Raw genomic sequence first — 24,550 nt, forward strand, 5'->3', positions numbered from 1 at the left:
TATTCCTATTTATTAACCGTTTCATAAAACACCCCATTTCAGAAGCAGATGAATGAAATTACCTTCGTCTCATTCAGGAGCGTTTTTCGAGACGGCTAAGCTGACATTCCTTGCCCGCCAAGGTCGTGACCCACACAATAAAACGATTTTATGTCAACTGCTGACAAAAATGCCGGGCCAGGGTTTTCCTGGCTTACGATAAACGGCTCTTTTGAAAAAACACGTTGGTATCCATCGGGCCACGCTATAATCCCAGCTTGCTTAAAAACGATTCCCGATACGTGTCGGCAATGGGGATTTCCTGTTGCTGGATAAAGACCCGGTTTCCCTCAATGTGATGGATCATCGATTTATTAACCAGGAAGGATCGATGAACCCGGATAAATGGATCAGCGGGTAATAAGGCCATCAAGGCCGAGAAAGCTAGTTTGGGTAAAAAGGTGGATGTTACCGTAACTACTTTCGTATAGTTACCCTGCGCTTCAATATACAGACAGTCCTCATGCGCTATCCGGTAAATCTTGCCATCTGCCTTGATAAAAAAATAGGCTTGTTGAGCTAGCGTCTGGTTTTCAGAAATGGGTTTTGGGCCTTCCTGAAGTCTCTCCTTCGCCTTATCTACGGCTACAATAAAACGCTCCAGCGAAAAGGGTTTGAGTAGATAATCACAGGCGGCCAGATCAAACGCCGTAACGGCATACTCTTCATAAGCCGTGGTAAAGATTACCTGAGGTGGCTGTTTCAAGGTATTGACAAAGCTGATCCCGTTCAGGACAGGCATATGAATGTCCAGAAAGATCAGATCGATCAATTGGTGGGCTAAAATTGCTTTGGCTTCCAGCGCCTGACCGCATTCAGCAACAATGTGTAGCTCCGGCAGATGATTACAATAGTTGCGAATGATGGTTCTGGCAACGGGTTCATCATCGACGATCAGGCACTTGATCATGGTGTTTGTGTTTTAGTTTTAGCCGCAACTTAATCCTATATACATCATTCATAGCTTCCTGTTTCAGTTCATAATCTGGTCCGTACAAGAGCTCAAGCCGCCTAATTGTATTCGCTAGTCCAATACCTGAGCTTTCGTCCAGGAGTCGATCGCTTTGGGCTTCAGCTTGATACGAATTGCTCACAACAAAACAGATAAAGGTATCGGAAATGTGTAGCGAGATCGTTACCTGAATTTGTGGCACCAACGTGTTTTTGGCATGCTTAAATGCATTTTCAACAAACACGATCAGGACCATTGGGGCAATCTGAATCGTTGGCGCAATCGCTGGTTCAATATCCATTTGGAGCACAAGTCGGTCGCTGATCCGAATTTGCTCAAAGTCAATGTAATTTCGAATATAATCTACCTCCTCCCGCAAGGGGACGAATGGTTTTTTCGCGCTGTACACCGAATACCGTAAGAGGTTGGATAGCTTTAACAGTAAGGCCGGTATCCGTTCATGCTCCTCGATCGAAATGCCGTATAGATTATTGAGCACATTGAACAAAAAATGCGGGCTTAACTGCGCTTGCAGTACATTAAACTCGCTTTGCTTTTGCTCGGCTTTGATCTGGGCTTCCTGCACTTCCTTTTGGACCGTCGCCCGGATCAGTTTCAAAAACATACCCATAATCAGACCAATCAGGAAAAAGGGCATCATGGCAATGCCGAGTTCCCACAATTCCGCAAATGGATGATTGAATACATACCGGACCACTAACCACTTGAGTGTAAGTAATCCAAGGCTCGCCAGCAATGTATAGCTGATGAAATAAACCAGCTTCTGACCCAGATACCACCGACCAAACAGCCAGCGTCCTGTATAAATACTAAGCAGGAAGAATAGACAATCAATAGCGGTCGACCAGTCATTCTCAAATCGATACCCCTGTAGAGCCAGCAAATATGCCCCTATTCCTAAACCAGCCAGAACACTGATTGAGAAAATGAGGTGCAAGGTCAGCTTGTTTCCGCTGATGAGCTGCTGAACAGTTTTCATGGATCAAAGATCGATGAATCGGATTATCAAAAAAGTTCAGGGGACCACTCTGCCCGTTTGGGGGATGAACAGCGACAAAGTAGTGTCGAAGCGGCTTATATACGGAAAAAACCATTCCAAATTCCACTTTCTGCTATCCATCCCCAATTCTTGAGGTCATCCAGCGGTTCGTCGAGGTTTGAGCGGAATTTTCACGAACACGCTAGCCTTATGAACCGCTTTTTTTGGTTGTTGCTACTCTTCATACAAGTAATCTCTCCTACGCCGAGTTACGCTCAATTGGCTCTCGGAAAGATTAGTGGAATTATCCGCGATGCGCAAAATAGAGCACTTCGCGGAGCTACCATCCTCCTTCAACCTAAGCAGGATTCTTCGTCAACGAAAGCTGTTCTCTCCGATACTGACGGCGCGTTTAGCTTTAAGAATCTGCTACCGGGCGACTATGTGCTACGCTGTTCCTACGTTGGTTTTCAGCTTTATCAAAGTGGCATGCTTTCTATTACAGCATCTCAGCCAACCCTGCGTCTGCCCATTATTGTGCTTCAATCTTCCGCTCCAAAAGCCTTAAACGAGGTGGTTGTCACGGCTAAAAAGCCTTTAATTGAACAGAAGATAGATCGGCTTGTTGTCAACGTAGATGCGATGCTTACCGCAGCGGGCAGTCATGCGCTGGATGTATTAGCGAAAAGTCCTGGTGTGATGATTGGCTCGAATGACGATATCAGTTTGAATGGCAAACGGAATGTACTGGTGCTGATCGATGATCGACCGACCTATATGTCGGCGCAGGATCTGGCTAACTACTTGCGATCCTTGCCGGGCGGCTTGCTGGACAAGGTCGAACTAATCAGTAATCCTCCCGCACGGTATGATGCCGCTGGGGGAGCTATCATCAATATTGTCCTGAAAAAAAACCGGGCTGCTGGATTCAATGGGAGTCTCAATCTGGGGTATAACCAAGGCGTGTACGGGCGGCATAACCACGCCATCCAGTTGAATTACCGTACGAAACGATTTAATCTCTTTACCAACAGCAGCTACAGCCTTGATCGGAATTTCAGCGACGAAACCTATAGCCGCTATTTTTATTCGGACGCTGGACCGCTTCAGTCGACCATCCAGCAAACCAGCCGTTCCACCTATACCTCAAACGGCTGGAACGGTCGGATCGGTATGGATTATTTTGCATCGCCTAAAACCACTGTCGGCATCCTGTTTTCGGGCTCTACTCGGCCAAGAACTGACCGACTTGATTACACCAGTGACCAATCCGATGGCTTGATGCAACTGGATTCGATCGCGAGAGGGTATACCGATGGCCGCTACCAGTCTACCAATACCGGAATCAATGTGAACCTGACTCATAAAGTTGACAGTACGGGTCAACTCTTGACCGCCAATGTAGACTACTTGACATTTCAGAATAATACGACCCAAATTTCACCCATTGACACCTATAGACCAGATGGTCAGTTGATCAGCACGCAAAGTCGGCTCTTTATGATTCCCTCGACAGTTCGGATTTACGCGGGTAAACTGGATTATACGCGCCCTCTGGCCCATAAAGCCGAATTTAGCGCGGGCCTAAAATCAAGCTATGTGCTTACAGATACGGAATCGGATTGGTTTAATCAGACGGACAATGGTCTCAGGCAGGATTACGGAAAAAGTAATCATTTTCGATACGCTGAAAATATTACTGCCGCCTATATTAACCTGAAAAAGGAGTGGGCACGCTGGAGTGTACAAAGTGGCCTGCGTCTGGAAAATACGCAATCAATCGGGCATCAACTCGCCAATCCGACTACGGTGGATTCTACATTTCACCGCAACTATACCTGGTTGTTTCCGTCGCTGTATCTGTCCTATAAACTTGATAAAGCTGGCAATAACACGCTCGTCATGAGCTACAGTAAACGGATTCGTCGGCCCGGTTATCAGCAGCTAAACCCCTTTCTGTTTTTTCGGGATCGGTATTCGTATTCAGGGGGTAATCCGAACCTGATTTCTGGCTCTGGCCAGTCGATTGATCTTCGCTATACCTACAAGCATCATCTGGGCGTGACGTTAACCTACAGCTGGGATAAAGATGGCATCCAACCCATTACGAAAGTTGCTGGTGAGCAGTTCATTACTCGATTCCAGAACTTTAGTCAGAGTCGATCCATCGGCATCATCCCGAACGTATCGATTTCGCCCACCCTCTGGTGGACGTGCAACATCAACGCCGTTTTGTTAGCCATCCAGAATCAGGGCCATGCTAATGGCGTATCCATTGACCAATCCACGAACCTTCACGAAGTCGAAACGGTCAATCAATTTACGTTGGGCAAAACCTGGAGTGCCGAATTGACTGGCTTTTTCCCCGGTCGTCAATTCTTTGCCCAATCCCAAAGTGGTTCGATTTACAACATTAGTGTGGGTCTTCAGAAAACCATTATCCAGGGGCAGGGAACGATGCGTTTGAATATAAATGACCTCTTTTATACGATGATCGTGCATGGCCAAACCGTCGCCCTGAATCAGGTTTCAGCGTTCTATACCCGGCAAAGTGATACGCGCCGTGTAGGACTCTCGTTCACTTACCGTTTCGGCAAAGAGGCAAACGCCCGGAAACGAAATACTGTAGGTAGTGCCGAAGATGAGAAATTGCGGACGAATTAAATGACTTGACTTGATACTTTCTCAGTTTATCCCTCGCTGGTTGATAGTCTTTTTAAACGCCCGATTCTTAAGATAAGGACACTTAATGCCGTGACAAATTCTTTCGCAATAAGATAAAGTCTTATAAAGTTATCTCACGAATCAAACTCAAAATCTCACATTTTAATTGAGTTTGTGAGGCCGATTTTGCTTCCAAATGACGAATTTAATAGTCCACCACTGGGTCTTTCTTTCTAGGTTCACCTGAATTTCAATCTAATTTTCTATCAAACAAAATGCCCTTCTTCTCATTGAGGAAGGGCATTTTGTTTGATAGGCACTAAATGCACCTACGACTTTTTGGTAGTCTTTTTTGTTGTCGATTTTTTAGTTGTAGTCTTTTTTGTTGTCGATTTTTTAGCACCCCCGTCGAGCGAATTAATCCACTTAGCCAGTTTAAGAGCATCTTCCTTCGGCACCTGCTTCATAGGAGCCATTGGAGGATAACCCGGCCAGTGAGCTGGATTAGGGTTGTAAATCAGGTTTACGATTTCCTCGTCAGAATAATTCTTCTTAGCCACATCTGCGTAAGCAGGGCCCACTAGCTTCTGGTTGGGGCGATGGCAAGCAATACACGTGTATTTGCTCATCAGGGCATTCATGTCCGCAGGAATATCGGATGGAGCCTGAGCATTTACGTCAACTGAAGCCAGGGCTAAAGCAGCCGTAGCAAGGAGAAATCCAAACGATTTTTTCATGAGAATCGGGTAAGCAATAATTGAACAGTTCAAATTAATAACAGGCTATAGGCCAACCCCACAAAATTAGACGGTTCCGGCATATAACCCAATTTTGGTTTTGCTTTTCCTACTAAACCAATCGTTAGACAATTGATTCTGAAAAACGTTTAATCTTTGCCAAAACAAAATTCAAATGATGCCCCTCGACCGCTTCTCTGGCCACGCCAATCTGTATGCCCAATACCGGATCGATTACCCCAACGATCTGTATGATTATGTGCTATCGTTTGTCAACTCCCGACAGGCGGCCTGGGATTGTGCTACCGGAAACGGTCAGGTAGCCAGTGTGCTGGCCAACTGGTTCGAGCGGGTCGATGCCACCGATATTAGCGAAAAACAGTTGCTGCTGGCTCCCAAAAAGCCAAACATTGTTTACCAGCCAGGCCCAGCCGAGCAAACACCCTTTGCCAATCAGTCGTTCGATTTGATAACGGTAGCCCAGGCACTTCACTGGTTCGATGTCGATGCATTTCATGCCGAAGTTCGCCGGGTAGCTAAACCGGGAGCCATAATTGCCGAATGGGGATACGGACTAGTCCAAATTGGCGCTGATCTTGATCCGGTTTTAATTGATTTTTACCGAAATTGGATTGGCCCCTACTGGGACCCGCAACGCGCTCACATCGACAACGCGTATGCATCGCTGCCCTTTCCGTTCAGTAATGCTGCCTATAAAATGTTCAGCATTTACCGACGGTGGTCACTCGACCGTTTTCTGAATTATTTGCGAACATGGTCGGCCGTTCGTCAGTACATCCACGAAAACGAAGAAGACCCAGTAGCCGACCTTGAGCCCAGGCTCCGACAAACCTGGCCCGACGAGCGCGACATCCAATTTCCCGTGTTTTTACGAATCGGACGGGTAGGTTAATTGAGTGAATTAGTGATTGAGTGAATAATACGGCGACTTATGAGCATTCGCTCAATCACTAATTCACTCAATTAATTTTCTAGAAGCTAATCGTAGCCGACGCTTTCAGGGCAAATGGGCTGATCGGAATACCATTGTGACCGCCGTCCAGGTAGGTAAGCCGATGAATGGCCTGAATCCGGATAAGCTTGAAAATATTTTCGATACCATACCCCACTTCCACATAAGGAGTTGCTCCGTTGAGTGCGCCAAAATGAATAGGACGCATTCCGCCGGGCAATGGCTTGAAGGTTTCAACGTCCTGATTCTCTTTCGACATACTCCCCCAGAGCGCATCGACATTGACTACCAATCGCCAGTTGAGTTTTCGGATTCCGGGCAATCGATTAAACAGCAGTCCCTCGAACCGATGCTGAACATGAATTGCGACAAACCGATCGCTTACGAATTCGTAAAACTGCATTCGGTTAAAGGTATTGTAGGTAAGCAGCGGAGTTGGATTACCGATGTGCGGAAACAGCAACGGAGCCGGTAAGACAGAGGGTATGAACCCAGCCGATAGCAGGTAGGTCATTCGCCCCAATGGGCCAATCCGAAGCGACTGCTGAGCCCGCAGCGTAAGCCGGTCGTAATTGTAATCGCCCCCGAGCGATTTTAATCCGCGAGTATAACGGATTGTCAATACCGGAGCCCGTTTGGTACCCAGTGTAATCCGGTCATTTCCGTCCATAATGTATTTTTCTTTCCGCGCCAGTCGGGCTTCGATTGACCAGTAGGTATCGTAAATATCAGATCGTAAAGGCGACAAATCGCCCATATCGGGATTAATCCGGTAGTGGAAAGGGAAAATAGGATCGAATGTCCGGCTCCCTAACGAAGCTGTTAGCATGATGCCCCGAACAGGTTCGCTGCGGAAAAATAACTCTTTCTGCATACTACGGTAGGCTCCCCGATACCGTCCAAACCGGCTCAAAGCATAAAATATGCGGTTACCCCCAATTAGTTCGGGAGTTAGCCCCAACCGTTCCAGATCATTCGCAATCCGAACGCCAGCCACCGTCCAGTGCTGCCGCGAAAACAGATAATTCAGTTCGGCACCGTATTTAAAACGGCGGTCGTAGGTACCATAGGCCAGGTAGCCTTTAAAAATCCAGTTTCGACTAAACTGATCGTTTGTTTTGAAACCGATCCGGGTCCGAAGCCCCTCAACAGTATTGATAGCAAACAAATACGGATAAGGACCAATATCGATACCACCAAGTTTATAGAACCCCGTAACCAGCACCTGACCGATACCTTCGGCCGTTTTAACGGCAGGCACAGACCGTAATTTGTCGATGATTTGCCGGGCTTTGAGGTCATCTTTATTGAGTGAATCCGATCCGGCCAGGGTTCCCTGAACCATGTGCCAATAGGCTTCGTTGGGGGTAGCCACGGTGTCGCTGGGCTCAATTGGCTGCTCATAAAACATAAGCGGATGCGGTCGATTGACGATTACATTACTGCTGCGAAGAACAACTTCGGCCCGTAACCCCAAAGACTGTTTACCTACCCCTGTCAGATCGGCCATGAGCCGGAGCGTAACCGGTATCCAGCCAGCCGTTCCCATTGATCCGGACGTTGTATCGATGGTTGGCTCAAGTTCCTGCTCAATAGTTAAACCTCTGACGTAGTTCAAATTGGCATCGTCGCCAATTCGGGCTTCAATCTGGCATAAAGCAAAAGAGGTGGTATCGATCCAGGCTTTTCCGATAAAAACAAGATCTTCTTTACGCTTGGGATCAAACTGAATTTCATAACAGATATGGTCGCCAATTTGCGTAGTATCGGCCAGAAAAAACTCGTACCAGTTTTTCCAGTTATCGCCAATAGGCGATGCAAAGTCTTTACCCAGAATTGGAATATAATTGTCGTAAAAATTCTGACTGACCAGATTGGTCCCCCCCAGTAGCTGTGAACTCAATCCGGCATCATCGACGGATACGCCCTTAATTCGGGTTTTACGAACATCTTCACGTTTTCGCTGCGGGCTTTCCCGATAATAATACCGCGACACCGATTCCGATACAAGAATTGGAAGTAAGCGATGTCCATCACGATCGATAATGGAGTCGTGTTTACTCATGGCTTCGTTGATCCGCTTGATCAGCGGGTTTCGGCGCATTCGGTCCGAAACATGGCTCAGAGCAATCTGTGTTTTAACATAGTTGTCACTTTCGTAGGCCGATAACCGCTTTCGATCGTTCATATCGCGATTTTTGCGAACCTGCCGAAGCACCCGAAAAGCCGGGTTTTCGCCTGCCCGAACCGTTACCTCCTGAAGCGATTTGCCTCCCGGCACTAGTTTAACATCCACAGCCTGCGATGTTCGCTCCCGGTCAATAAACTGGCGTTGTGTAAGATAGCCAAGCGAACTAACCACGATCGAATCTGAAAGAATCTTGGCATTGATTACATACCGCCCACGCTCATCAGCCAAGGCACCAACCTTACGGCCTACCAGGGCTACACTGGCAAAAGGTACAGGGTCGCCTGTACGCGCATCAGTGACCAACCCAGTGACTGTATACATCGTCTGGGCACCAACCTGGTAGCTGCTCAACAGTAAGTAAAAACAGCAAATTAATTTAAGTAATTTCTGAAGAGGGTTCATACGTATAATTACGGTTGGCGAAGTTACAAAAAACTCACCAATTCAGATTTATACATATCTCTGAAATGTCACAAATAAGTCCTTAACTGTTAAAAGCTTACTACTAACCGGAAACACGGTTTTAGCCAACCAGCCATATTCGATCGGCATCGGCCCCCTGTTCGGTCCATTCTACTAATACTCGTTGCGATTCGAGTGTATTGACACGCTTGCCTGTATAATCTGGTTTTATGGGCAAATCGCGGTTATAACGCCGGTCAATTAGTACGAGCAACTCCACTTTCTGAGGTCTGCCAAAGGCGGTCATGGCATCGAGCGCAGCGCGTACCATTCGGCCCGTAGCCAGCACATCGTCTACTAAAATGACCCGTTTGTTCTCAATAATAAACGGCACATGGGTTGCATTCGGGCGTAGGGGAGAATCGCGTCTTCGAAAATCGTCCCGGTAGAAGGTTGCATCTAAATAACCTAATGGAACGTCATAGCCCAAAGTACGATTGAGTTCGCGTCCGACGCGCTCAGCAAAGTAAATACCACGAGGCTGGAGGCCAAGAATAACGGTATCGGCAAAATCCTGATGATTTTCGATCAGTTGCTGTGCCAGACGGCTGATCACGATTTCGAGCAGCGGACTGGAAAGAATCAGGCGTTGTTGGTTCATTCCGTAAAAATAGGAGGTTACAATTAGATTCGTGATCTTCGCTTTGCGGTAGGCAGGAATCATCGGCATAAATCCTGTACGATCAGCACTTTAGTTCTCCAATAAAAGCGGCAGAGCTGTTGCCAGCCATCAAGCGCAGTCGAGCTGCTTCACCTATTTCAAATGTGCTAAGCTGAACATGAAGGCAAGAGCAGCTATCCTGTTAACTGTAGTACTGGTACTCGTTGCCGGTACTGGTTCGGCCCAGAACCTAACGGGTTTCTGGCTTGGCATAGCCTCTTCCGACAATTCGGCCGATGCTCCCGTTAGTTACGCTATGAGCATTACGCAAACAGGCACATCTATTCGGGGCATTACCCAAACAGCCGCTATTGGCACATCATTTGGCGAAACAGCCGCTCTCTCGGGAGATCTTATGGCCGCATCGATTACGTTTGGCGAAACCTCCCAGAATGGTGCACTCAAAACCACCTGTTTCTGGAAAGGCAATCTGAGTTATCATTCTACTACCGAAAGTTTAACCGGCACCTATGAATCAATTAGCAATGGCAGCGCCTGTACTCAACAACACAAGGGCACTATAGAGCTATACCGCATTACTTTGCAGCCCGACAGTGTTTTTTGTAAAGACAGTCCGGTTAATGCTACTGTTACCGGGAAAAACATTCGGTGGTACACCACAGCCTTCCGCTCCAATTTACTTGCCACCGGCAATACGTTTACCCCGCAAATCAGCCAAACTACTACTTTTTACATAACGCAAACCCTCAACCAGATTGAGAGTCCTGCCATACCGATCACGATCAGGATTGAGGCTCCATCATTCAAAATCAATACTATTCCGGCGGGTTGTGGCCGAACCAGTGGTTCCATTACCGTTGTGGGCGCTCATGCAGCCAACTGGCAGTATAATCTGAATAATAATATCCTGCAGGCAGATTCTACCTTTGCGGGGCTAATTCCCGGAAACTATGTGGTTAGCATCCGAACAGCGGCCGGTTGCCATGCAGAACAGCCCGTTACACTCACCTTTGAAGAAGGACCAACTGTCAGTAATGTAACCGTAACGCCACCCCATTGCGCTTCGGCCAATGGCCAGGTTGTTGTTGAAGCCAGTGGAGGCAAATCACCGCTAATGTATTCTATCGATTATGGCAATACCTTTCAGACAAATCCGGTTTTTGAGCACTTATCGGCACAAGCCTATACGGTTCGAACGCGCGATGCCAACGGCTGCGAAGTGAATAAAGCCGTTAGCCTGCCCGCCCCTAATCTGATGAATATTACAAATCTGTCTGTTCTACCAACCACCTGTGGGCAAAATAACGGGCAGTTTACGATAACTATTGGCGGTATTCAACCTATCCAGTATAGCATCGACAATCAGCATTTTCAGAACAGCAATGTCTTTACTGACCTAAAAGCAGACAACTACCTGCTAACCGCAAAAGATGGTGGCGGCTGCACACTCACCCAGCCGATTCGTATAGCACCCAGTTCGGGGCCTCAGGTTGCCACAACCGAAATTGAACCGGAAGCCTGTGGGCAACGGAATGGAGTAGTTCATCTAACTCTCAAACCACCTGCCGATAGCATTTACCTGTCTATCGACGGTGTCACCTTCGGTCCGGCGACTATGTTTTCAGGTCTAGAGGCAGGTAGTTATACCATTTACATTAAAGACAGCCATGCATGTCTGGTTTCAGAACTTGTGCAGGTTCCATCAAACTGCCCAAATCTGCTCTCTCTTCCAACCGCTTTTTCGCCCAATGCCGACCGGCAGAATGACGAACTACGAGTCTTTTTTCGTTTTACATCGATTCTGGTCATGCAGTTTACAGTTTATGACCGGTGGGGCACAGTGATCTATAATCGTGCTAATTTTGTGCTGGCAAATGGCGAATCGGTCTGGGATGGTTACCTGAGTGGCTCTTTGGCTCCCGCTGGTATTTATTTGTATCGGTTAAGCTGCGAGTTTCCAGATGGCACTCAAACAACGATTCGCCAACCTGTATCACTTTTGCGTTAACTCCGAATGAAATTTCTGATTGTTGGCCTTGGAAACATCGGCCCTGAATATGCCCTCACTCGTCATAATGTAGGCTTTATGGTTCTCGACCGTATGGCGGCCCAATACGGGTTCGAATTCAGTATGACTCGTTTAGCCTATACGGCCAAATGGCAGCATAAAGGCAAGCAGCTTTTTTTTGTGAAACCCACCACCTACATGAATCTCAGTGGCCGGGCTGTGCTTTACTACATGAAGCAGGAAAAAATTCCCATTGAAAATCTGCTGATTGTTACCGATGATAAGGATTTGCCTTTTGGCAAGTTGCGACTCAAACCCAAGGGCTCGCCGGGTGGACACAACGGATTACGCAATATTGACGAAGTTCTTAACACGCAGGAATACGCCCGATTGCGGTTCGGAATTGGCAATAATTTTTCGAAAGGCAGGCAGGTTGATTTTGTTTTGGGTGAGTTTCCAGAAGAGGAATTGATCCAATTACCTGATCATTTGGACCGCGCTGGCAGCTTTATCCTTGCATTTTGTACTATGGGAATACAATTTGCTATGAACAATTACAACCAATAGTATAAACTTTTAAAGAATTTTGCATTTTTCCAAAAGAACATTTTATACAAATCAAACGACTTTATTACAAAATATTATTCCGTTTCAATCAAAAAAAATTCACCATTATCAACAATTTACAATTTAAACCGCATTAGATTCGGAATATTATTCCGAAACACACCCAATACATGTTTTGCACTTTCAGAACTTCTACGGACATTTGTGCGTTGATTAACTGAAACGAAAATAGAACAAAACAATGAAATCGCGTGTTATCTTTGCGTCGTTAGTTCTTGGATTAGGATTGATGACTTTTAAGGCAGACGCGGCTACCACCACCAATACTGATGATAGCCCGGCAGCCACCAAGCCGGCAAGTGCAATGCTGGTAAACGGTTCGGAAAAGCAATTTGCTTCTTACTTCGAACAACACGTTACCAAGTTCGTGCGCAACACCAATTGGCAAAACTTTATGAGCGTTGTTTCGCTTTATAATCAGAACCCGGCCGCTGTGCTGACTATCAGCCCTGCCGACCGCGCTAAGTTTAACGAAGCAGCTGCTCAGGTAAATAATCAACTGGCAAAGCAACACAATGCCGAAGCCAGTCGCTGGATGGGCCAGGCCAACCACACGGCCCGGATGATCAACTTCCTTTGGGATTTGAATCAGTCTCTTAGCGAACACTCTGACATTCAGTAATTTAAATCAAATACTGATTTAGTCGAGTATTTGGAACAGAAAAGGGTAAAAGTTAGTTTTTCATGTAGAAAAGGTTAAGGGTTTAGGAATAGTCAGTATAAGGTTCTCTGCAAAGATCAGGGAACCTTATCTTTTTTATAGCCTGCTCCACGTTGCAACAGCGCGTTGATGACATGAGCAATTGACTGACTCTTCACCACCGAATAGAACATAATTTGGTAAATCTAAAAATGCCTCTGTATATTACCGGCAGCTATTGGCTAAAAGCCAACTTTCTTTTGCAGAAGGCTTTCGCGTTTTCTTAACCTAAACTAGAGTTTCATAACAATCCGTAACAGGCTGGGTATTCTCAACTGTTACGGTTGTTTTTCTGATTTTTCTCCATCGGCTCCGCTGTCTTTTCCTGCTTTCAACATTCTTTTATCTGAAGGCTCTTGTAGAGTTTTTAAACTACAGTTTCCTATCCACTCAATAGCCTATGTATGTTACCAACATAGGAAAACAACGTCATAATACAAAAGGCATTCTTGGGAAGAAAGGTCAATTAAACCGTTGATCAAAACACAGCTATATTGATTTAGTTAACCTGGTACATACCTGTGTTACACCTGCTACCCATCTGGTAAGATAGTTTATTTTATGTATGCCTAATGCTTGCTACCAGCTTTACTCCAACCTCATGAAAAACCTATTCTTTCTGCTCATTGCGTTTTCGGTTGTATTATCATCGGTTGCTCAATCGGTTGTATTTGTAACAGTTACAGGATCGGGCAGTGGCTCGGGTAGTTCCTGGGCTAATTCGCTGCCTGGTACGGAACTGGCAAATCGGGTGTCCACAGCTACTTCAGGCAGCCAGTTTTGGGTAGCTGCCGGTATCTATAAACCCACAGTAACAACCAATCGGATGGCCTCATTCAGCATTGCATCGGGGGTTTCGGTTTTTGGAGGTTTTTCAGGAACAGAAACGCAATTGGACCAGCGAAACTACTTCCTGAACAAAACCATTCTATCGGGCGATATAGGACTTCCTTTCGACTCTACCGACCACTCATCGTTACCCGCATCCCAGGCCGACAACTCATACCATGTTGTTTATTTTCAGGATGTTGACAATAATACTCAGCTTAATGGCCTGACTGTGAGCGGTGGGGTAGCCAACCTGGCTAACGGCCCTACATCCTATTTACTAGGCGAAGGAGTTCAGGCGAATGATATTGGAAAAACAGGGGGAGGAATTCATAATGTCAGCGTAACAAAATGCAGTACACCCACCATCATCAATTGCACAATTGAGCAAAACAGGGCCAGTTTTGGCAGTGGTTTCTATAGTAGCGGCCTTGCCTGTAGCTCAGCTCCTCAGTGTCGTATAGTCAACTGTGTGTTCCGGGCAAACGAATCGTTCGATTTGGGAAGTGGCGGAGGTATATACATCGGTTCCATGAGCAATACACTCATTCAGGGATGCGTTTTTGCCGATAACCGCTCCTTTTGGGGAGGAGGTATTTTTGTGTTTAACTGCAATCCGCAACTGATTAATTGCCTATTCAATAACAATCGGGCCGGTTTCAACAGTGGCGGCAGTGGTGGCGGAACGTTCATTGATGCTTTCAATGAACAAAGTAGCCCGTCGTTTTATAACTGCCTCTTTACTGGCAACCAGGCAACGGGTGGCGGAGCCGTTTTTAATGGTTCGTTTTTCAACGGCACCAGCAATCCCGAATTCGTAAACTGTAGTTTTACCCAAAATATAGCCTCGTCCTATTCGGGTGGAGCTATTGCCATTCAGGATAGTGTCTATAGTGATGGGTATAACAAAACCAGCAGTGCCAATCTGCCCCATCCCGGCTTCAGAAATTGTATTATCTGGAACAATACATCCTATAGAAACGAATCCATATCGTTTGGTTTCAACGCATATCCTGCTATCCGAAACACCATTGTGGGTGGTAATTTTCTCACTCAGGATTATGTAAACGCTCCGTCAAGCTACAATGCCGGAAACAACCTCAATACCGATCCTCTCTTTGCCGATCCAACAGACGGCAATTTTCGATTAAGTCGTCAGAGCCCGGCGGTCAATGCTGGTGATCCGGACACGTCGGGGCTACCCGCAACCGATTTGGTTGGGCAGGCTCGCATTCAGGACGGCCGGATCGATCTGGGAGCGTATGAATTACCAGCATGTGTACCCTCCCGCTGCGTTCCGGTGGTTATTCAACGAGTCAGATAAGCGCCAATGCAATACAGCCGACACTCAACAGACGCCCTTATGAGTCAATGCAATAACTCAAACCGGTTCATTATCTTTGCCTTCGGCATGGTTGCGTAAGTAGCACGCGTCGGTGTGCTTTTTCGGTATAACCGCTCCTTCATTGGCCCATCGACACACATGAATATCCTTCTTCTTAAAGTGACGCTTATGCCGAGCGTTATTGCACTGGTTACGCTGGCAATTCGCAGGTGGGGAAACAAAATAGGCGGCTTAATTGGAAGTATGCCCTGGACAGCCGGGCCTATTCTCCTCTTTTTTATTCTCGAACAAGGTAAATCATTCGGTATTCTGGCCATTCAGGGAACGATGACGGGCATTCTGGCCTTAATCAGTTTTTGCTTCTGCTATTGTTATTACTGCCGACAGCGAGGCTGGTTGCCCACCCTGCTGCTGTCGTATGGCGTTTATACCCTTACGGCTCTTTTTTTCAATTACCTTCAACTCAATTTAGTCGTTAGCTACGGACTCGTTATTGGGTGTGTACTTCTGACTCTACGCTATTTTCCTAAACCAACGGCCCTCCCAAACAGCGGACGGCGTTTACGGTTCGAGATTCCGATCCGCATGTTGGTTACAACTCTATTTGTACTGGTTGTAACAGGACTGGCCAGCATTCTGGGGCCAAACTGGAGTGGTATTCTGACGCCATTTCCAATTATGACATCGATCCTGGCTATTTTTTCGCATATTCTTCAGGGCGGCAATGCTACCATTACAACCCTGCGAGGGCTAGTGATCGGGTTATTGGGGTTTACAACCTTTCTGTTTTTGCAAGCCTTTCTGCTCCGCGAATTTTCAGTTCCTCTTGCTTTTGGAATTGCCTTTCTGGTCAATACGGCGATTAATCTGATTGCTGGCCGAATCTGGTAAGCCTAACAGATATAGACGGGAACGAATAAAGCCTAAAGCAAAAAAGATCTGGCCCGGATTAGCTTCGTTTTACTATACGTCTATTTAATCCCCCAATATTGTAGAAAATATTACCCAGCCCCATCAACTACACTTTCAAATAGAATGGGTATAAGCGCAGAAGTTAAAAGAATATAAAAAGAAAATAGTGTTCTCTATTGGGTTTAAACACCCTATTTTCTCGACTAAGTACATACCATTTCGATGTTTGTACATGGATTCTAAAAAACAGACACTACTGAGTATTATTCCCTGGCAAGCGTTTTGTGTTTTAGGAGTTTATCCCACTAGCCTTCTCTGTTCAAAGAGAAATCAATAGACACGAACATAATTTCGCTCATGCGACAGGTACTGGTTATTACAGGAGTAGTTGTTGGTTGCATAATTTGCCTGGCAGGATACTTATTGGCACTAGCTGACTGGGTAGATGACTTTAAAACAGGCACTTACGCGACCAATGAAGCGGAAGCTCTACTCGAAACGGGAGCAATTGTACTGTATACGTACGCCGGATTCGACTTCTTCAAAAAACGAATGGCTCACTGATATATCGCTGGTCGACAAAAAAACGACCTAATTCATCCATAGGCCGTTACAATTCTTTACAATTCCAGTCTACATCATTTAAGTACATATAACTAACACCATTCACTTTTAACGTCATTGACAGACACAGACAATGGGGCAGACAATCAAAATTCCAGGTATTTCCAAGCCAATTCCCGTAGAACAGATCACGCACTTCGAAGGCTATGGCAACTATACCCGAGTCTATTGTCAGGGAGCTAAAAATCCGATTGTAGCGACTCAAACCCTGAAACTGTTCGAAGATCAGTTACCCGATTTTCTGAGAGCAAACAAATCAACGTTAATCAATCATCGACATATAAAAAGTGTCGATCGTTTAACAGGTCGGTCGATGGAGTTGATGCTCGACAACAATTCATCGGTTGTAGTGGCGCGTAGACGCGTTCAGCAAATACGGGTCAAATTAGCCTCGCTCAGAGCGCAGTCGCGGCTATCTATCCGAGTAGAGCCCACTCCCACTCTTTCAGGCCATTATTTCCTCTCTAGTCTGAGTTAACTCGGCCTGCACAGCTCTCGCAAAAGCCACCTTATCCGCTTTACGGTACTGTTCAACGCATAGAGCACCCGACTCGGGCCTGAACTCGGCGGCTACCTGCAAACAAGCTGCCCAGAGTTCAGGATTCATAAGAATTTTATACTGGCGGATGGGCGTATCGGCACCAAACCAAAGCCCAATAATGTTGCTGATCGTTACTTTCAGTCGATGCGCCATAGCTGTATTAGACGTGTTTTTCAGGGATTTGTGAATAGAGCTATATCGAATTGTTTTTCTTCCGTTCAATTCGTTTAAACAGCCAGACAAAAGTAGCTTATGACTAGTTAGCGCACGTTAAGCAGACATTACTAAAACGCTGTTTAACTGTTACGTAAAGCTATGTATTGGCAACAGTTCTCCTGCGTTACAATTCCGTTCGTTACCCAGATGACCATAGAAATAACATAACAATTTCATAACTTGCCTAGCGGTGACAATCCGCGATACCAGAAGTCTCATTAGCGTAACCACCATTGGCTATGATGTCCCACTGGATTAACGAACTAATGAATTTACTGGCGGGCAATAGCCGCTATGTTTATTATTCGCGACAGAAAAAGATCCTGTTCATCAGTATCTTATCCATTTTTGTATTTATCTCCATAGTGCTCCTTTTTTATCACGATCGTCCATAAATCAGACATTTCTAGTCCCGTTAAAACCAGTTGATCGGTTTTAACGGGACTAGAACCGTCCTGGCTCTGTCAGGAACCATACCGGCTGCTTAGATAGGCTTCCCAGCTTTTCGATCTGGAATCGGATTCTGCACACGTATTTTCCCCTCTAACCAGACTGCCCATCATTCTGCCAATGGCCGGAACTGGTACAATGAGTTTAGAAACTTTTCGATAGTTCATCCACTGTTTTGTCAGTGTGCCCAGTGTACAAATGTCCGGGCCACCCAGATTAAGTGTAGCCTGTTGATTACCCGCTTCGGCAAGTTCGTGTAGTTTCTGCGCTACTGTATCGACATGAATTGGCTGAAATCGTATCGACTTAGGCACAAACCCGACGGGCAAGCTCAGAAGTTTACTAATCCAGAAATCGATTAGATTATGGAATTGAGTTGCCCGCAAAATGGTGTATGGCACCTGGCTCTGCCTAATCAACACCTCGGCTTCGAGCTTTGCCTGATAATAACTAAACGGAATCTTGTCGATGCCAACAATTGAGCTGTAGATCAGATGCTTTACGTCCGACCGCTTTATCGCATTCAGCAAATTGCGTGTAATACCTGCCTCGAACGATTCGTGACCAATTTTACCCTTTCCACTCGCCAGATGCATAACGGTATCGATGCCTGCAAGGGCTTCGGTTAGCCCACTGCCTGAGGCCAGATCGACGCGCTTCCAGGGAACTTCGGCAGATCGATTGACCATACTATACGAATTTTGTTTAACTGGGCTACGGCTTCCAATCAGAAAAGGAATTGATTGCTTTTTTAACACATTGACCACGGCTGATCCAAGCACGCCCGACCCACCAATAACTAAGACTTTATTCATGATGAGAAGTAGTATTGTGAGGCAATAAAGGTTCGGGTAGTTCAGTCGGTCGATAAAATAACAACGGAATCAGTACCATTACCCCTAAAGACAATGCCACTACATTGCCAATCTGGTCGACCGGGGGCAGCATATGTAGGTGATTCAGGTGGTATATCAGGTGGGGAATAGCAAACGCCAGCAGGCACAGAGCCACCGCACGGGGGGCTACCAAACGGGGCCGCACAAACGCCAGCAGGCACAGAACGCTCATTGCCAGAAAAAACGCACCCACATCGCGTATGAGGTGTTCGTTATAAGGCCCATCGACAGAAACCCAGGCATGGCCAAAGCCCGGAAAATGCGCATAAAAATCGTGGGGTATAAACAGAGCCCATAGGCCCGGAATGCTGTTGGCGATAAAGCCGTAACCAAGAATAGCGTTAACCCAACGAGGATGACTAGTTTGCATAGACATGAATGTTCGTTTTCGTGCCAGACAAACCAATTTTACTTTTTGTGACAAGACCTCTAAAATTTATTGCAGATACGCCAGTTTATCGGGATTCCGAACCGAGTAGATGGTATTAATGCCGTCGGTATCGAGTTCGAAAACCATAACTGTATGCAGAATCCCACTGTCGGTATAAGTCGATAGCAGAGCAAGTTGGCCATTGATCAGCATCGGTTTAAAACTCAGTTTTCCCTGCCATTTAGTAGCCAGCGCCCGCAGATAAATAGCAACGGTTTCGCGCCCAACCAGCGGTTTAATTGCAGTCGGCACTTTTCCTCCGCCATCTGAATAGAGCACTACATCGGTCTTAAACCACTGAATCAGGCGTTCCAGATCGCCCGTCTGACTAGCTTCTGAAAACACGGTCAATAGTTCCTGTTGCTGCTGAGGGTTAAGTACGAACCGACGGTTTATACTCGCCATTTTCTCGCGGGCCCGCCGATAAAGCTGGCGGCCATTGGCTTCAGTAATAGCAAACGCCTGGGCAATGTCGGTATACGAAACATCGAAACTTTCCTTTAGTACAAAAACAGCCCGTTCCATCGGTGATAGCTTTTCTAAAAGGAGCATTAATCCGTATGAAATATCCAGACTCGCATCAATCCTTCGCTGCTCAGTAGACACCGGTTCGGGTAGCCACATGCCTTTATAGGCTTCTCGCTGGCGTTTTGCCTGCGCCAGATGGTTCAGCGCAGCGTTCATCACACTTTTTATCAGATATGCTTTCGGCTCCAGCACAACATTGCCCGACCGGTTCATCCAGTTCAGCAGCACATCCTGCACAATATCTTCACTAACCATCACCTCCCCCGTCATTCGGTAAGCAACCGCTACTAAAGTAGAACGATAAGCATCGATACTATCAGATGAATTCATAACGCAAACAGTGCGATAAGTACGCTAACAATGGCTTTTTCATTAGAAACCGCATTGACTGATATAACATTTTCGCCAGCCAGCAAACCCATGTCACTACTTTTTAATTAACTATTGGTTGCAAATAAATATGAATTTATATTAATTTAACGCCTGACACAGAATCAAACCTTCCTCACTATGATTAGTTCTATATGAATAAGCCCCGCGTTGGGCAATGGTTGCTTTCGTATTTTCAATCAGGCCGGAGCCATGCTCCAACAACGCAACGATTTGTATTGTCATCGAAGCAAAATTTGGCTTTTCAGTATTAAAATTTATGGCCGCTTGCAACGATTCAGACAAAAAAATGCTCATAGTATTATAGAACTTTTACAGAGAGGCTGCCTCAATGAAAAAGTTCGCCATACACCAACACCTCAACTTTATTATCGCCATGCTATCTACATTAATAAAACCTCAAAAGAATTTTATTGCCGTTTATACCTTTGGCCGCGCCATGCCCCAATCGGAACGATTTAACTCACAGCAGGAAGCCGTGGAGTTTATGGACCGGAAGAGCAATGACCAATCGTTTCGATCCTTTGCCATTTTTGATTTGACAAACGAACGTATAGTGTGGCGATCGACAGCCAGTTACTGCACCGACGATTATCTGAGAGCAGTTCTACTAACGGTCGAAACGGTCAGTACAACGCAATACGATTTTAATTGAGTTGTAGTGCCATCAGCAATTCGTTCTGAGGCAGCCAGACAGGATTCTGCCTCAGAACGAATTGCAAAAAATAAATTTGGTTAAGATACCCCACGCTTTCGTTCAGCAACAGCAGATACGTCAATCACAAAAAAGCCATGCTTCAAGTTGAGCATGGCTTTCACGTTTTCTTAACCTAAACTAACCGTTAAGGGTAGATGCTGAACATCATACCACTTTTAATTTTGTCCTCCTACCCGGCTCTGCTCGGCCGATGTTGCCGAGTTACGCTGGCGGGCCGATTTCACATTCTGGTTGCCAAACCGGTACGTAAACGTTAGCATAAACCGGCGGCTTTCCCATTGCGAGCGAACCCGGAAATTAATGTCCTGTACGACGGCCCGTCCGTTGAATTTGTTCAGCCAGAAGGGATCGCTGATATTCAGTTTGATGTTGCCTTTGCCCTCCATTACTTTTTTCTGAAGGCCAATGTTGAAAGCGCCCATCGGCTGTGCCCGGTAAAAACCATACTGCGATGCCGAATTATACCAGCCCGATAACTCAGCCGAAAGTGTTTTATTGATCGTGAAATTGTTCGACGTATATAAGTTAAAGGCAACCAGTTTCACTTCGTATGGCGTTCCCGAATAAAACGTCTGGTAGTGCGTATAATAAGAACCAATGTTGTTCTGCATTCTCCACCATTTGGCTACCTGAACCGGGAAGCTGATATTCAGATTGATGTTGTCGAGCGAACCAAGGTTTTCGGGCGTTACGTACGTGACGTTCTCGGCCGGAATCTGCCGTGGCGTTTCGCGGTTGATAAAATCCGTAGTGCGGCTAAAACCCAGCGTAGTCGAAATCGCGCTCTTATAGACGTGCGTCAGTTCAATTGAGTTCGTATATTGGGGCCGCAGGAATGGGTTCCCTTTCTGATAGGTATAGGGGTCCAGATAGAACACAAACGGATTCAGATTTTGATAGTCAGGGCGATCGATCCGGCGACTGTACGACAGATTCAGGGTATTAGTCGAATCCAATTGCCGCGACAGAAACAACGTTGGGAACAAGTTCAGATAATTCCGATCAACCGTTTGGTTCAGCGTAACCGATGTCCCAATTGAGTGCGTGTGCTCGGCCCGTAAACCTACCTGCATTTTGGTTTTCTTACCCAGCTTGCCAGCATAGTTCACATAAGCAGCGTTGATATTTTCGTCGTATTTGAACTGATTCGACCGGCTGGCATCGGGCAACCACTGTTTGGTTTCCTGCTGAAGCGTATCGTAGAGTGTGTTGTTATCGGCTTTTACGAAGCTACTTTTCAAACCGGCTTCCAGCTTAGCACCGTTTTTCAGCGGGTGAACATAGTCCGTTTTGAATGCCATGATATTGATGGTCGATGGCATATCGTTCTTTACATCCTGATTGGGCCGAATCACGTCGCTACCAGTGCCGTAATACGTTGTGCTCAGATTGTTATAACTAGAGCCATTGTAGTGTACATAGTCGGCATCTGCTGTCCACTCGCGGCCTTTGCCATCGAAATCATACTTATAATTCAGGTTTCCGGTTATGTTCGACAGAAACTGACGAGCATCGGTTTTAGTGGTTGGGCGGCTGGTTAACTGATGATTTTCGTCACTGATCATTGTGTTGTTCAGCCCGGCCGAGCGCCAGTCGTTCGAGAAACCGTTCACCAAAGCACCTATCGTGCTTTTTTTGCTGACAAAATAATCAAGGCCCGCTTTGTAGGAATGACCAACGAACGTATTTGGCCGGAACGAGTATTGATCAAAATAAGTTGTGCTGCCGTTGTAGGGAATGGCCCGGTTAATTTCGTTGCTCTGCGAGCTTTGCCGATTCACGTAGCTATAGTTACCAAAAGCGTTGATTTTCCCTTCGCGATGATTCAGGTTCAACGATGTATTGAATTTTGGCAGGTCGTCGCGCACTCCGCTCAGGTTGTTTACCCAGCCATAGCCCGTTCCGGCAATGAATGTACCATTAGTACCAAAATTCTTATTCTTCTTCATTTTAATATTGATAATCCCCGAATTACCGGCTGCGTCGTATTTCGAGCCTGGGTTCGTAATGATTTCAATAGTAGCAATGTTATCGCTCGGTGTATTTTTCAGCAGGTTCGATACTTCCTGCTGCGAGAGGTAGGTCTGCTTTCCGTCGATATACACAATAACACCCGATTTACCTTTCAACTGAATCTGGTCGTTTTGCCGGTCGATGGTTACGCCGGGAGCCTTTTCCAGCACTTCTAACGCCGAATTTCCGCTGGCTACAATACTATTTTCAACATTAACCACCGTGCGGTCTACCTGCTGTTCAATAAATGGTTTCTTGGCTACTACATTTACTTCGGCCAGGTTTTTCGACTCTTCCACCATCGCCATAGCGGGCAATTCAACAGCCGGATGCGTTTCGTCAATCGTGAACGCATCACTATACGTTTTGTGAAAACCAATCTGCTGAGCGGCTACCCGGTACTGCCCTGCTCCTACATTTTCGAAGGCATATTTACCGGTTACCTCACTGATGGCTCCCTTTACGAGTGTTGAATCCTTTGCTTTTACGAGCATCATTGTTGCAAATTCGAGCGGTTTTCCCGCTGCTGTGTTTACCTGCCCCCTTACCATTCCTCTGGGCAAAGGTTGCCCAAAAGCGGTTGTGATCGTTAACAGGAATAATGTCCAAGAGTATAAAGTCGTTTTCATCGTACTGTCTTTTTTCAGAAGGTTGCCTGTGTTTGCGCTGAAGTACATTGCAAAGGTAGGTAGTATGCATCACAAAGTACCTGTTCTTACACAAGCGGTCTGAACGGCTGTATGAGTGGATTTAGTTTGTGATTGACGTTCTGATGAAAGCAACTTCGGATCAAAGACTCCGAAAAAACCAGAACGTTGCGTGAAAGCCTATTTTTTTTAACTGGGAATTTTGTGATTTTTTTGACTGACTTTGATTCGTTTCGCTTCTTTGAAGCGCTTCAATCAAACAAAATCAAAGTCAGTCACAAAAATCACAAAATTCCCAGTCAGAATACCGATTACAGTTTAAGTCCTACTGCCCAGACACTCGTATTGGGGCCCTGGCCTGAGCGGAATGGGCTATTGGGTTCATAGCGGAAGAATAACTTGGCACTGCCCCGGAAACCTAGCTCGCTGGTTAACCCCCAGCGAACCGGATTCAGATTATAATTGCCGTGGGTCCGAACGGCCGATGCCCCTTCGGGTTTCACCTTCGTATAGCTATCCAGACGCATACCCGCATACGCACCAGCGCCTAACGTTAAGCCAGATCGGAAACGAAGATTCAGAATGACGGGCAAATTGAGCTGTGTTGTAACGAGTTTAGAACGATGCAGGTCGACGTTGGCCGATTCAATTACGAGCTGACCATTCTGATTGACCAGCGTGTTTCGGTCTTCAAACATAAAATTATTCCAGGCAACTTCGGGACCCGTAATCAGGCGCAGTTTGGCCCCGTTGCCCGTAATGAGAGGAATACGTTTTTGCCAGGACAGAGCGACAAAACGCGATCCAATCGGTTTCAGATCATAACCAGTTGGCAGCGACCCACCAAAACTGTTGAAGCCAATATAGATACTGAAATCAGACGTAATACGCTCAACCGTTTTCATAGGCCTGGTTGTTTTAGCGACCGAATCGGTCGTAATAACAACAGTCGTTTGAGCGAAGGAGGCAACCGATGCTGCAACTAAAGCAGCAGTGAACAGGTGTTTGAACGTTTTCATGGCAGTAATCGAAGGAAA

22 protein-coding genes are annotated in these 24,550 nt (G+C 46.2%); 10 read left to right on the forward strand and 12 right to left on the reverse strand.

Annotated elements, in window-relative coordinates; all coding sequences use genetic code 11:
* Nucleotides 1–244: 244 nt before the first annotated feature.
* Both WBJ53_RS26520 and WBJ53_RS26525 read right to left on the reverse strand, forming a co-directional pair.
* Entirely contained in the window at nucleotides 245–949 is a 705-nt protein-coding gene (locus tag WBJ53_RS26520) for a LytTR family DNA-binding domain-containing protein (RefSeq protein WP_338871867.1), read from the reverse strand.
* Nucleotides 924–1,991: a histidine kinase gene (locus WBJ53_RS26525; RefSeq protein ID WP_338871869.1), complete on the reverse strand. Its 1,068-nt coding sequence runs from the start codon at nucleotides 1,989–1,991 to the stop codon at nucleotides 924–926. The genes WBJ53_RS26520 and WBJ53_RS26525 overlap by 26 nt, the downstream gene beginning before the upstream one ends.
* A 210-nt stretch (nucleotides 1,992–2,201) precedes the next feature.
* On the opposite strand from WBJ53_RS26525, the gene WBJ53_RS26530 reads away from it, so the two are divergent.
* Nucleotides 2,202–4,655: an outer membrane beta-barrel protein gene (locus WBJ53_RS26530; protein ID WP_338871871.1), complete on the forward strand. Its 2,454-nt coding sequence runs from the start codon at nucleotides 2,202–2,204 to the stop codon at nucleotides 4,653–4,655.
* Between the two features lie 329 nt (nucleotides 4,656–4,984).
* Here WBJ53_RS26530 and WBJ53_RS26535 read toward each other — a convergent pair whose 3' ends face one another.
* On the reverse strand, nucleotides 4,985–5,392 hold the full coding sequence (locus tag WBJ53_RS26535; RefSeq protein ID WP_338871874.1) for a c-type cytochrome: 408 nt from the start codon (nucleotides 5,390–5,392) through the stop codon (nucleotides 4,985–4,987).
* A gap of 175 nt (nucleotides 5,393–5,567) precedes the next feature.
* Between WBJ53_RS26535 and WBJ53_RS26540 the strand changes: the two genes are divergently transcribed.
* A complete protein-coding gene (locus tag WBJ53_RS26540; protein ID WP_338871876.1) occupies nucleotides 5,568–6,305 on the forward strand; it encodes a class I SAM-dependent methyltransferase in 738 nt (245 codons plus the stop codon).
* A gap of 79 nt (nucleotides 6,306–6,384) precedes the next feature.
* Here WBJ53_RS26540 and WBJ53_RS26545 read toward each other — a convergent pair whose 3' ends face one another.
* Both WBJ53_RS26545 and pyrR read right to left on the reverse strand, forming a co-directional pair.
* On the reverse strand, nucleotides 6,385–8,958 hold the full coding sequence (locus tag WBJ53_RS26545; protein WP_338871878.1) for a DUF5686 family protein: 2,574 nt from the start codon (nucleotides 8,956–8,958) through the stop codon (nucleotides 6,385–6,387).
* Between the two features lie 121 nt (nucleotides 8,959–9,079).
* Nucleotides 9,080–9,619, reverse strand: coding sequence for a bifunctional pyr operon transcriptional regulator/uracil phosphoribosyltransferase PyrR (pyrR, locus tag WBJ53_RS26550; RefSeq protein ID WP_338871880.1), 540 nt, complete (start codon nucleotides 9,617–9,619; stop codon nucleotides 9,080–9,082).
* Nucleotides 9,620–9,797: 178 nt separating this feature from the next.
* Between pyrR and WBJ53_RS26555 the strand changes: the two genes are divergently transcribed.
* The 7 genes from WBJ53_RS26555 to WBJ53_RS26585 all read left to right on the forward strand — a co-directional run bounded on the left by WBJ53_RS26555 (nucleotide 9,798) and on the right by WBJ53_RS26585 (nucleotide 17,162).
* Nucleotides 9,798–11,648 carry a gliding motility-associated C-terminal domain-containing protein gene (locus WBJ53_RS26555; RefSeq protein WP_338871882.1) on the forward strand — a complete coding sequence of 617 codons (1,851 nt, stop codon included), beginning with the start codon at nucleotides 9,798–9,800 and terminating at the stop codon, nucleotides 11,646–11,648.
* 6 nt (nucleotides 11,649–11,654) lie between these two features.
* Nucleotides 11,655–12,215 carry an aminoacyl-tRNA hydrolase gene (gene pth / locus WBJ53_RS26560; protein ID WP_338871884.1) on the forward strand — a complete coding sequence of 187 codons (561 nt, stop codon included), beginning with the start codon at nucleotides 11,655–11,657 and terminating at the stop codon, nucleotides 12,213–12,215.
* Nucleotides 12,216–12,456: 241 nt separating this feature from the next.
* Nucleotides 12,457–12,897 (forward strand): hypothetical protein, encoded by a 441-nt coding sequence (locus tag WBJ53_RS26565; RefSeq protein ID WP_338871886.1) that lies wholly within the window; start codon nucleotides 12,457–12,459, stop codon nucleotides 12,895–12,897.
* 679 nt (nucleotides 12,898–13,576) lie between these two features.
* Nucleotides 13,577–15,127: a choice-of-anchor Q domain-containing protein gene (locus tag WBJ53_RS26570; RefSeq protein ID WP_338871888.1), complete on the forward strand. Its 1,551-nt coding sequence runs from the start codon at nucleotides 13,577–13,579 to the stop codon at nucleotides 15,125–15,127.
* 159 nt (nucleotides 15,128–15,286) lie between these two features.
* Nucleotides 15,287–16,039 carry a hypothetical protein gene (locus tag WBJ53_RS26575; RefSeq protein WP_338871890.1) on the forward strand — a complete coding sequence of 251 codons (753 nt, stop codon included), beginning with the start codon at nucleotides 15,287–15,289 and terminating at the stop codon, nucleotides 16,037–16,039.
* A gap of 378 nt (nucleotides 16,040–16,417) precedes the next feature.
* The gene (locus WBJ53_RS26580) at nucleotides 16,418–16,624 is read left to right on the forward strand and encodes a hypothetical protein (RefSeq protein ID WP_338871892.1); all 207 of its coding nucleotides are present in this window, start codon (nucleotides 16,418–16,420) and stop codon (nucleotides 16,622–16,624) included.
* A 133-nt stretch (nucleotides 16,625–16,757) separates the two neighbouring features.
* Nucleotides 16,758–17,162, forward strand: coding sequence for a LytTR family DNA-binding domain-containing protein (locus WBJ53_RS26585; protein WP_338871894.1), 405 nt, complete (start codon nucleotides 16,758–16,760; stop codon nucleotides 17,160–17,162).
* On the opposite strand, the gene WBJ53_RS26590 is transcribed toward WBJ53_RS26585, so the two are convergent.
* From WBJ53_RS26590 to WBJ53_RS26610, 5 genes are all read right to left on the reverse strand, one after another.
* A complete protein-coding gene (locus WBJ53_RS26590) occupies nucleotides 17,130–17,378 on the reverse strand; it encodes a hypothetical protein (RefSeq protein ID WP_338871896.1) in 249 nt (82 codons plus the stop codon). The genes WBJ53_RS26585 and WBJ53_RS26590 overlap by 33 nt on opposite strands.
* A gap of 527 nt (nucleotides 17,379–17,905) precedes the next feature.
* Nucleotides 17,906–18,706: an NAD(P)H-binding protein gene (locus WBJ53_RS26595; RefSeq protein ID WP_338871898.1), complete on the reverse strand. Its 801-nt coding sequence runs from the start codon at nucleotides 18,704–18,706 to the stop codon at nucleotides 17,906–17,908.
* Nucleotides 18,699–19,157, reverse strand: a complete 459-nt coding sequence (locus WBJ53_RS26600) for a hypothetical protein (RefSeq protein WP_338871900.1) — start codon at nucleotides 19,155–19,157, stop codon at nucleotides 18,699–18,701. Before WBJ53_RS26600 ends, WBJ53_RS26595 begins: the two co-directional genes overlap by 8 nt.
* 66 nt (nucleotides 19,158–19,223) lie before the next feature.
* Complete coding sequence (locus WBJ53_RS26605; RefSeq protein ID WP_338871902.1) at nucleotides 19,224–20,075, reverse strand: sigma-70 family RNA polymerase sigma factor; 852 nt, start codon at nucleotides 20,073–20,075, stop codon at nucleotides 19,224–19,226.
* A 141-nt stretch (nucleotides 20,076–20,216) separates the two neighbouring features.
* The gene (locus WBJ53_RS26610; protein WP_338871904.1) at nucleotides 20,217–20,432 is read right to left on the reverse strand and encodes a hypothetical protein; all 216 of its coding nucleotides are present in this window, start codon (nucleotides 20,430–20,432) and stop codon (nucleotides 20,217–20,219) included.
* 79 nt (nucleotides 20,433–20,511) lie between these two features.
* Between WBJ53_RS26610 and WBJ53_RS26615 the strand changes: the two genes are divergently transcribed.
* Nucleotides 20,512–20,790, forward strand: coding sequence for a hypothetical protein (locus tag WBJ53_RS26615; protein ID WP_338871906.1), 279 nt, complete (start codon nucleotides 20,512–20,514; stop codon nucleotides 20,788–20,790).
* Nucleotides 20,791–21,008: 218 nt separating this feature from the next.
* Here the strand turns inward: WBJ53_RS26615 and WBJ53_RS26620 are convergent, their stop codons facing one another.
* Together WBJ53_RS26620 and WBJ53_RS26625 are read right to left on the reverse strand one after the other, a co-directional pair.
* A complete protein-coding gene (locus tag WBJ53_RS26620) occupies nucleotides 21,009–23,495 on the reverse strand; it encodes an outer membrane beta-barrel protein (RefSeq protein WP_338871908.1) in 2,487 nt (828 codons plus the stop codon).
* A gap of 329 nt (nucleotides 23,496–23,824) precedes the next feature.
* Nucleotides 23,825–24,532, reverse strand: a complete 708-nt coding sequence (locus tag WBJ53_RS26625) for a hypothetical protein (RefSeq protein WP_338871910.1) — start codon at nucleotides 24,530–24,532, stop codon at nucleotides 23,825–23,827.
* Nucleotides 24,533–24,550: the final 18 nt, after the last annotated feature.

The organism is Spirosoma sp. SC4-14, assembly GCF_037201965.1.
GTDB lineage: Bacteria > Bacteroidota > Bacteroidia > Cytophagales > Spirosomataceae > Spirosoma.

Coding starts and splice junctions, on each gene's coding strand:
- WBJ53_RS26520 (WP_338871867.1), bottom strand. CDS start 949: ATGATCAAGTGCCTGATCGTCGATGATGAACCCGTTGCCAGAACCATC.
- WBJ53_RS26525 (WP_338871869.1), bottom strand. CDS start 1,991: ATGAAAACTGTTCAGCAGCTCATCAGCGGAAACAAGCTGACCTTGCAC.
- WBJ53_RS26530 (WP_338871871.1), top strand. CDS start 2,202: ATGAACCGCTTTTTTTGGTTGTTGCTACTCTTCATACAAGTAATCTCT.
- WBJ53_RS26535 (WP_338871874.1), bottom strand. CDS start 5,392: ATGAAAAAATCGTTTGGATTTCTCCTTGCTACGGCTGCTTTAGCCCTG.
- WBJ53_RS26540 (WP_338871876.1), top strand. CDS start 5,568: ATGATGCCCCTCGACCGCTTCTCTGGCCACGCCAATCTGTATGCCCAA.
- WBJ53_RS26545 (WP_338871878.1), bottom strand. CDS start 8,958: ATGAACCCTCTTCAGAAATTACTTAAATTAATTTGCTGTTTTTACTTA.
- pyrR (WP_338871880.1), bottom strand. CDS start 9,619: ATGAACCAACAACGCCTGATTCTTTCCAGTCCGCTGCTCGAAATCGTG.
- WBJ53_RS26555 (WP_338871882.1), top strand. CDS start 9,798: ATGAAGGCAAGAGCAGCTATCCTGTTAACTGTAGTACTGGTACTCGTT.
- pth (WP_338871884.1), top strand. CDS start 11,655: ATGAAATTTCTGATTGTTGGCCTTGGAAACATCGGCCCTGAATATGCC.
- WBJ53_RS26565 (WP_338871886.1), top strand. CDS start 12,457: ATGAAATCGCGTGTTATCTTTGCGTCGTTAGTTCTTGGATTAGGATTG.
- WBJ53_RS26570 (WP_338871888.1), top strand. CDS start 13,577: ATGAAAAACCTATTCTTTCTGCTCATTGCGTTTTCGGTTGTATTATCA.
- WBJ53_RS26575 (WP_338871890.1), top strand. CDS start 15,287: ATGAATATCCTTCTTCTTAAAGTGACGCTTATGCCGAGCGTTATTGCA.
- WBJ53_RS26580 (WP_338871892.1), top strand. CDS start 16,418: ATGCGACAGGTACTGGTTATTACAGGAGTAGTTGTTGGTTGCATAATT.
- WBJ53_RS26585 (WP_338871894.1), top strand. CDS start 16,758: ATGGGGCAGACAATCAAAATTCCAGGTATTTCCAAGCCAATTCCCGTA.
- WBJ53_RS26590 (WP_338871896.1), bottom strand. CDS start 17,378: ATGGCGCATCGACTGAAAGTAACGATCAGCAACATTATTGGGCTTTGG.
- WBJ53_RS26595 (WP_338871898.1), bottom strand. CDS start 18,706: ATGAATAAAGTCTTAGTTATTGGTGGGTCGGGCGTGCTTGGATCAGCC.
- WBJ53_RS26600 (WP_338871900.1), bottom strand. CDS start 19,157: ATGCAAACTAGTCATCCTCGTTGGGTTAACGCTATTCTTGGTTACGGC.
- WBJ53_RS26605 (WP_338871902.1), bottom strand. CDS start 20,075: ATGAATTCATCTGATAGTATCGATGCTTATCGTTCTACTTTAGTAGCG.
- WBJ53_RS26610 (WP_338871904.1), bottom strand. CDS start 20,432: ATGAGCATTTTTTTGTCTGAATCGTTGCAAGCGGCCATAAATTTTAAT.
- WBJ53_RS26615 (WP_338871906.1), top strand. CDS start 20,512: ATGCTATCTACATTAATAAAACCTCAAAAGAATTTTATTGCCGTTTAT.
- WBJ53_RS26620 (WP_338871908.1), bottom strand. CDS start 23,495: ATGAAAACGACTTTATACTCTTGGACATTATTCCTGTTAACGATCACA.
- WBJ53_RS26625 (WP_338871910.1), bottom strand. CDS start 24,532: ATGAAAACGTTCAAACACCTGTTCACTGCTGCTTTAGTTGCAGCATCG.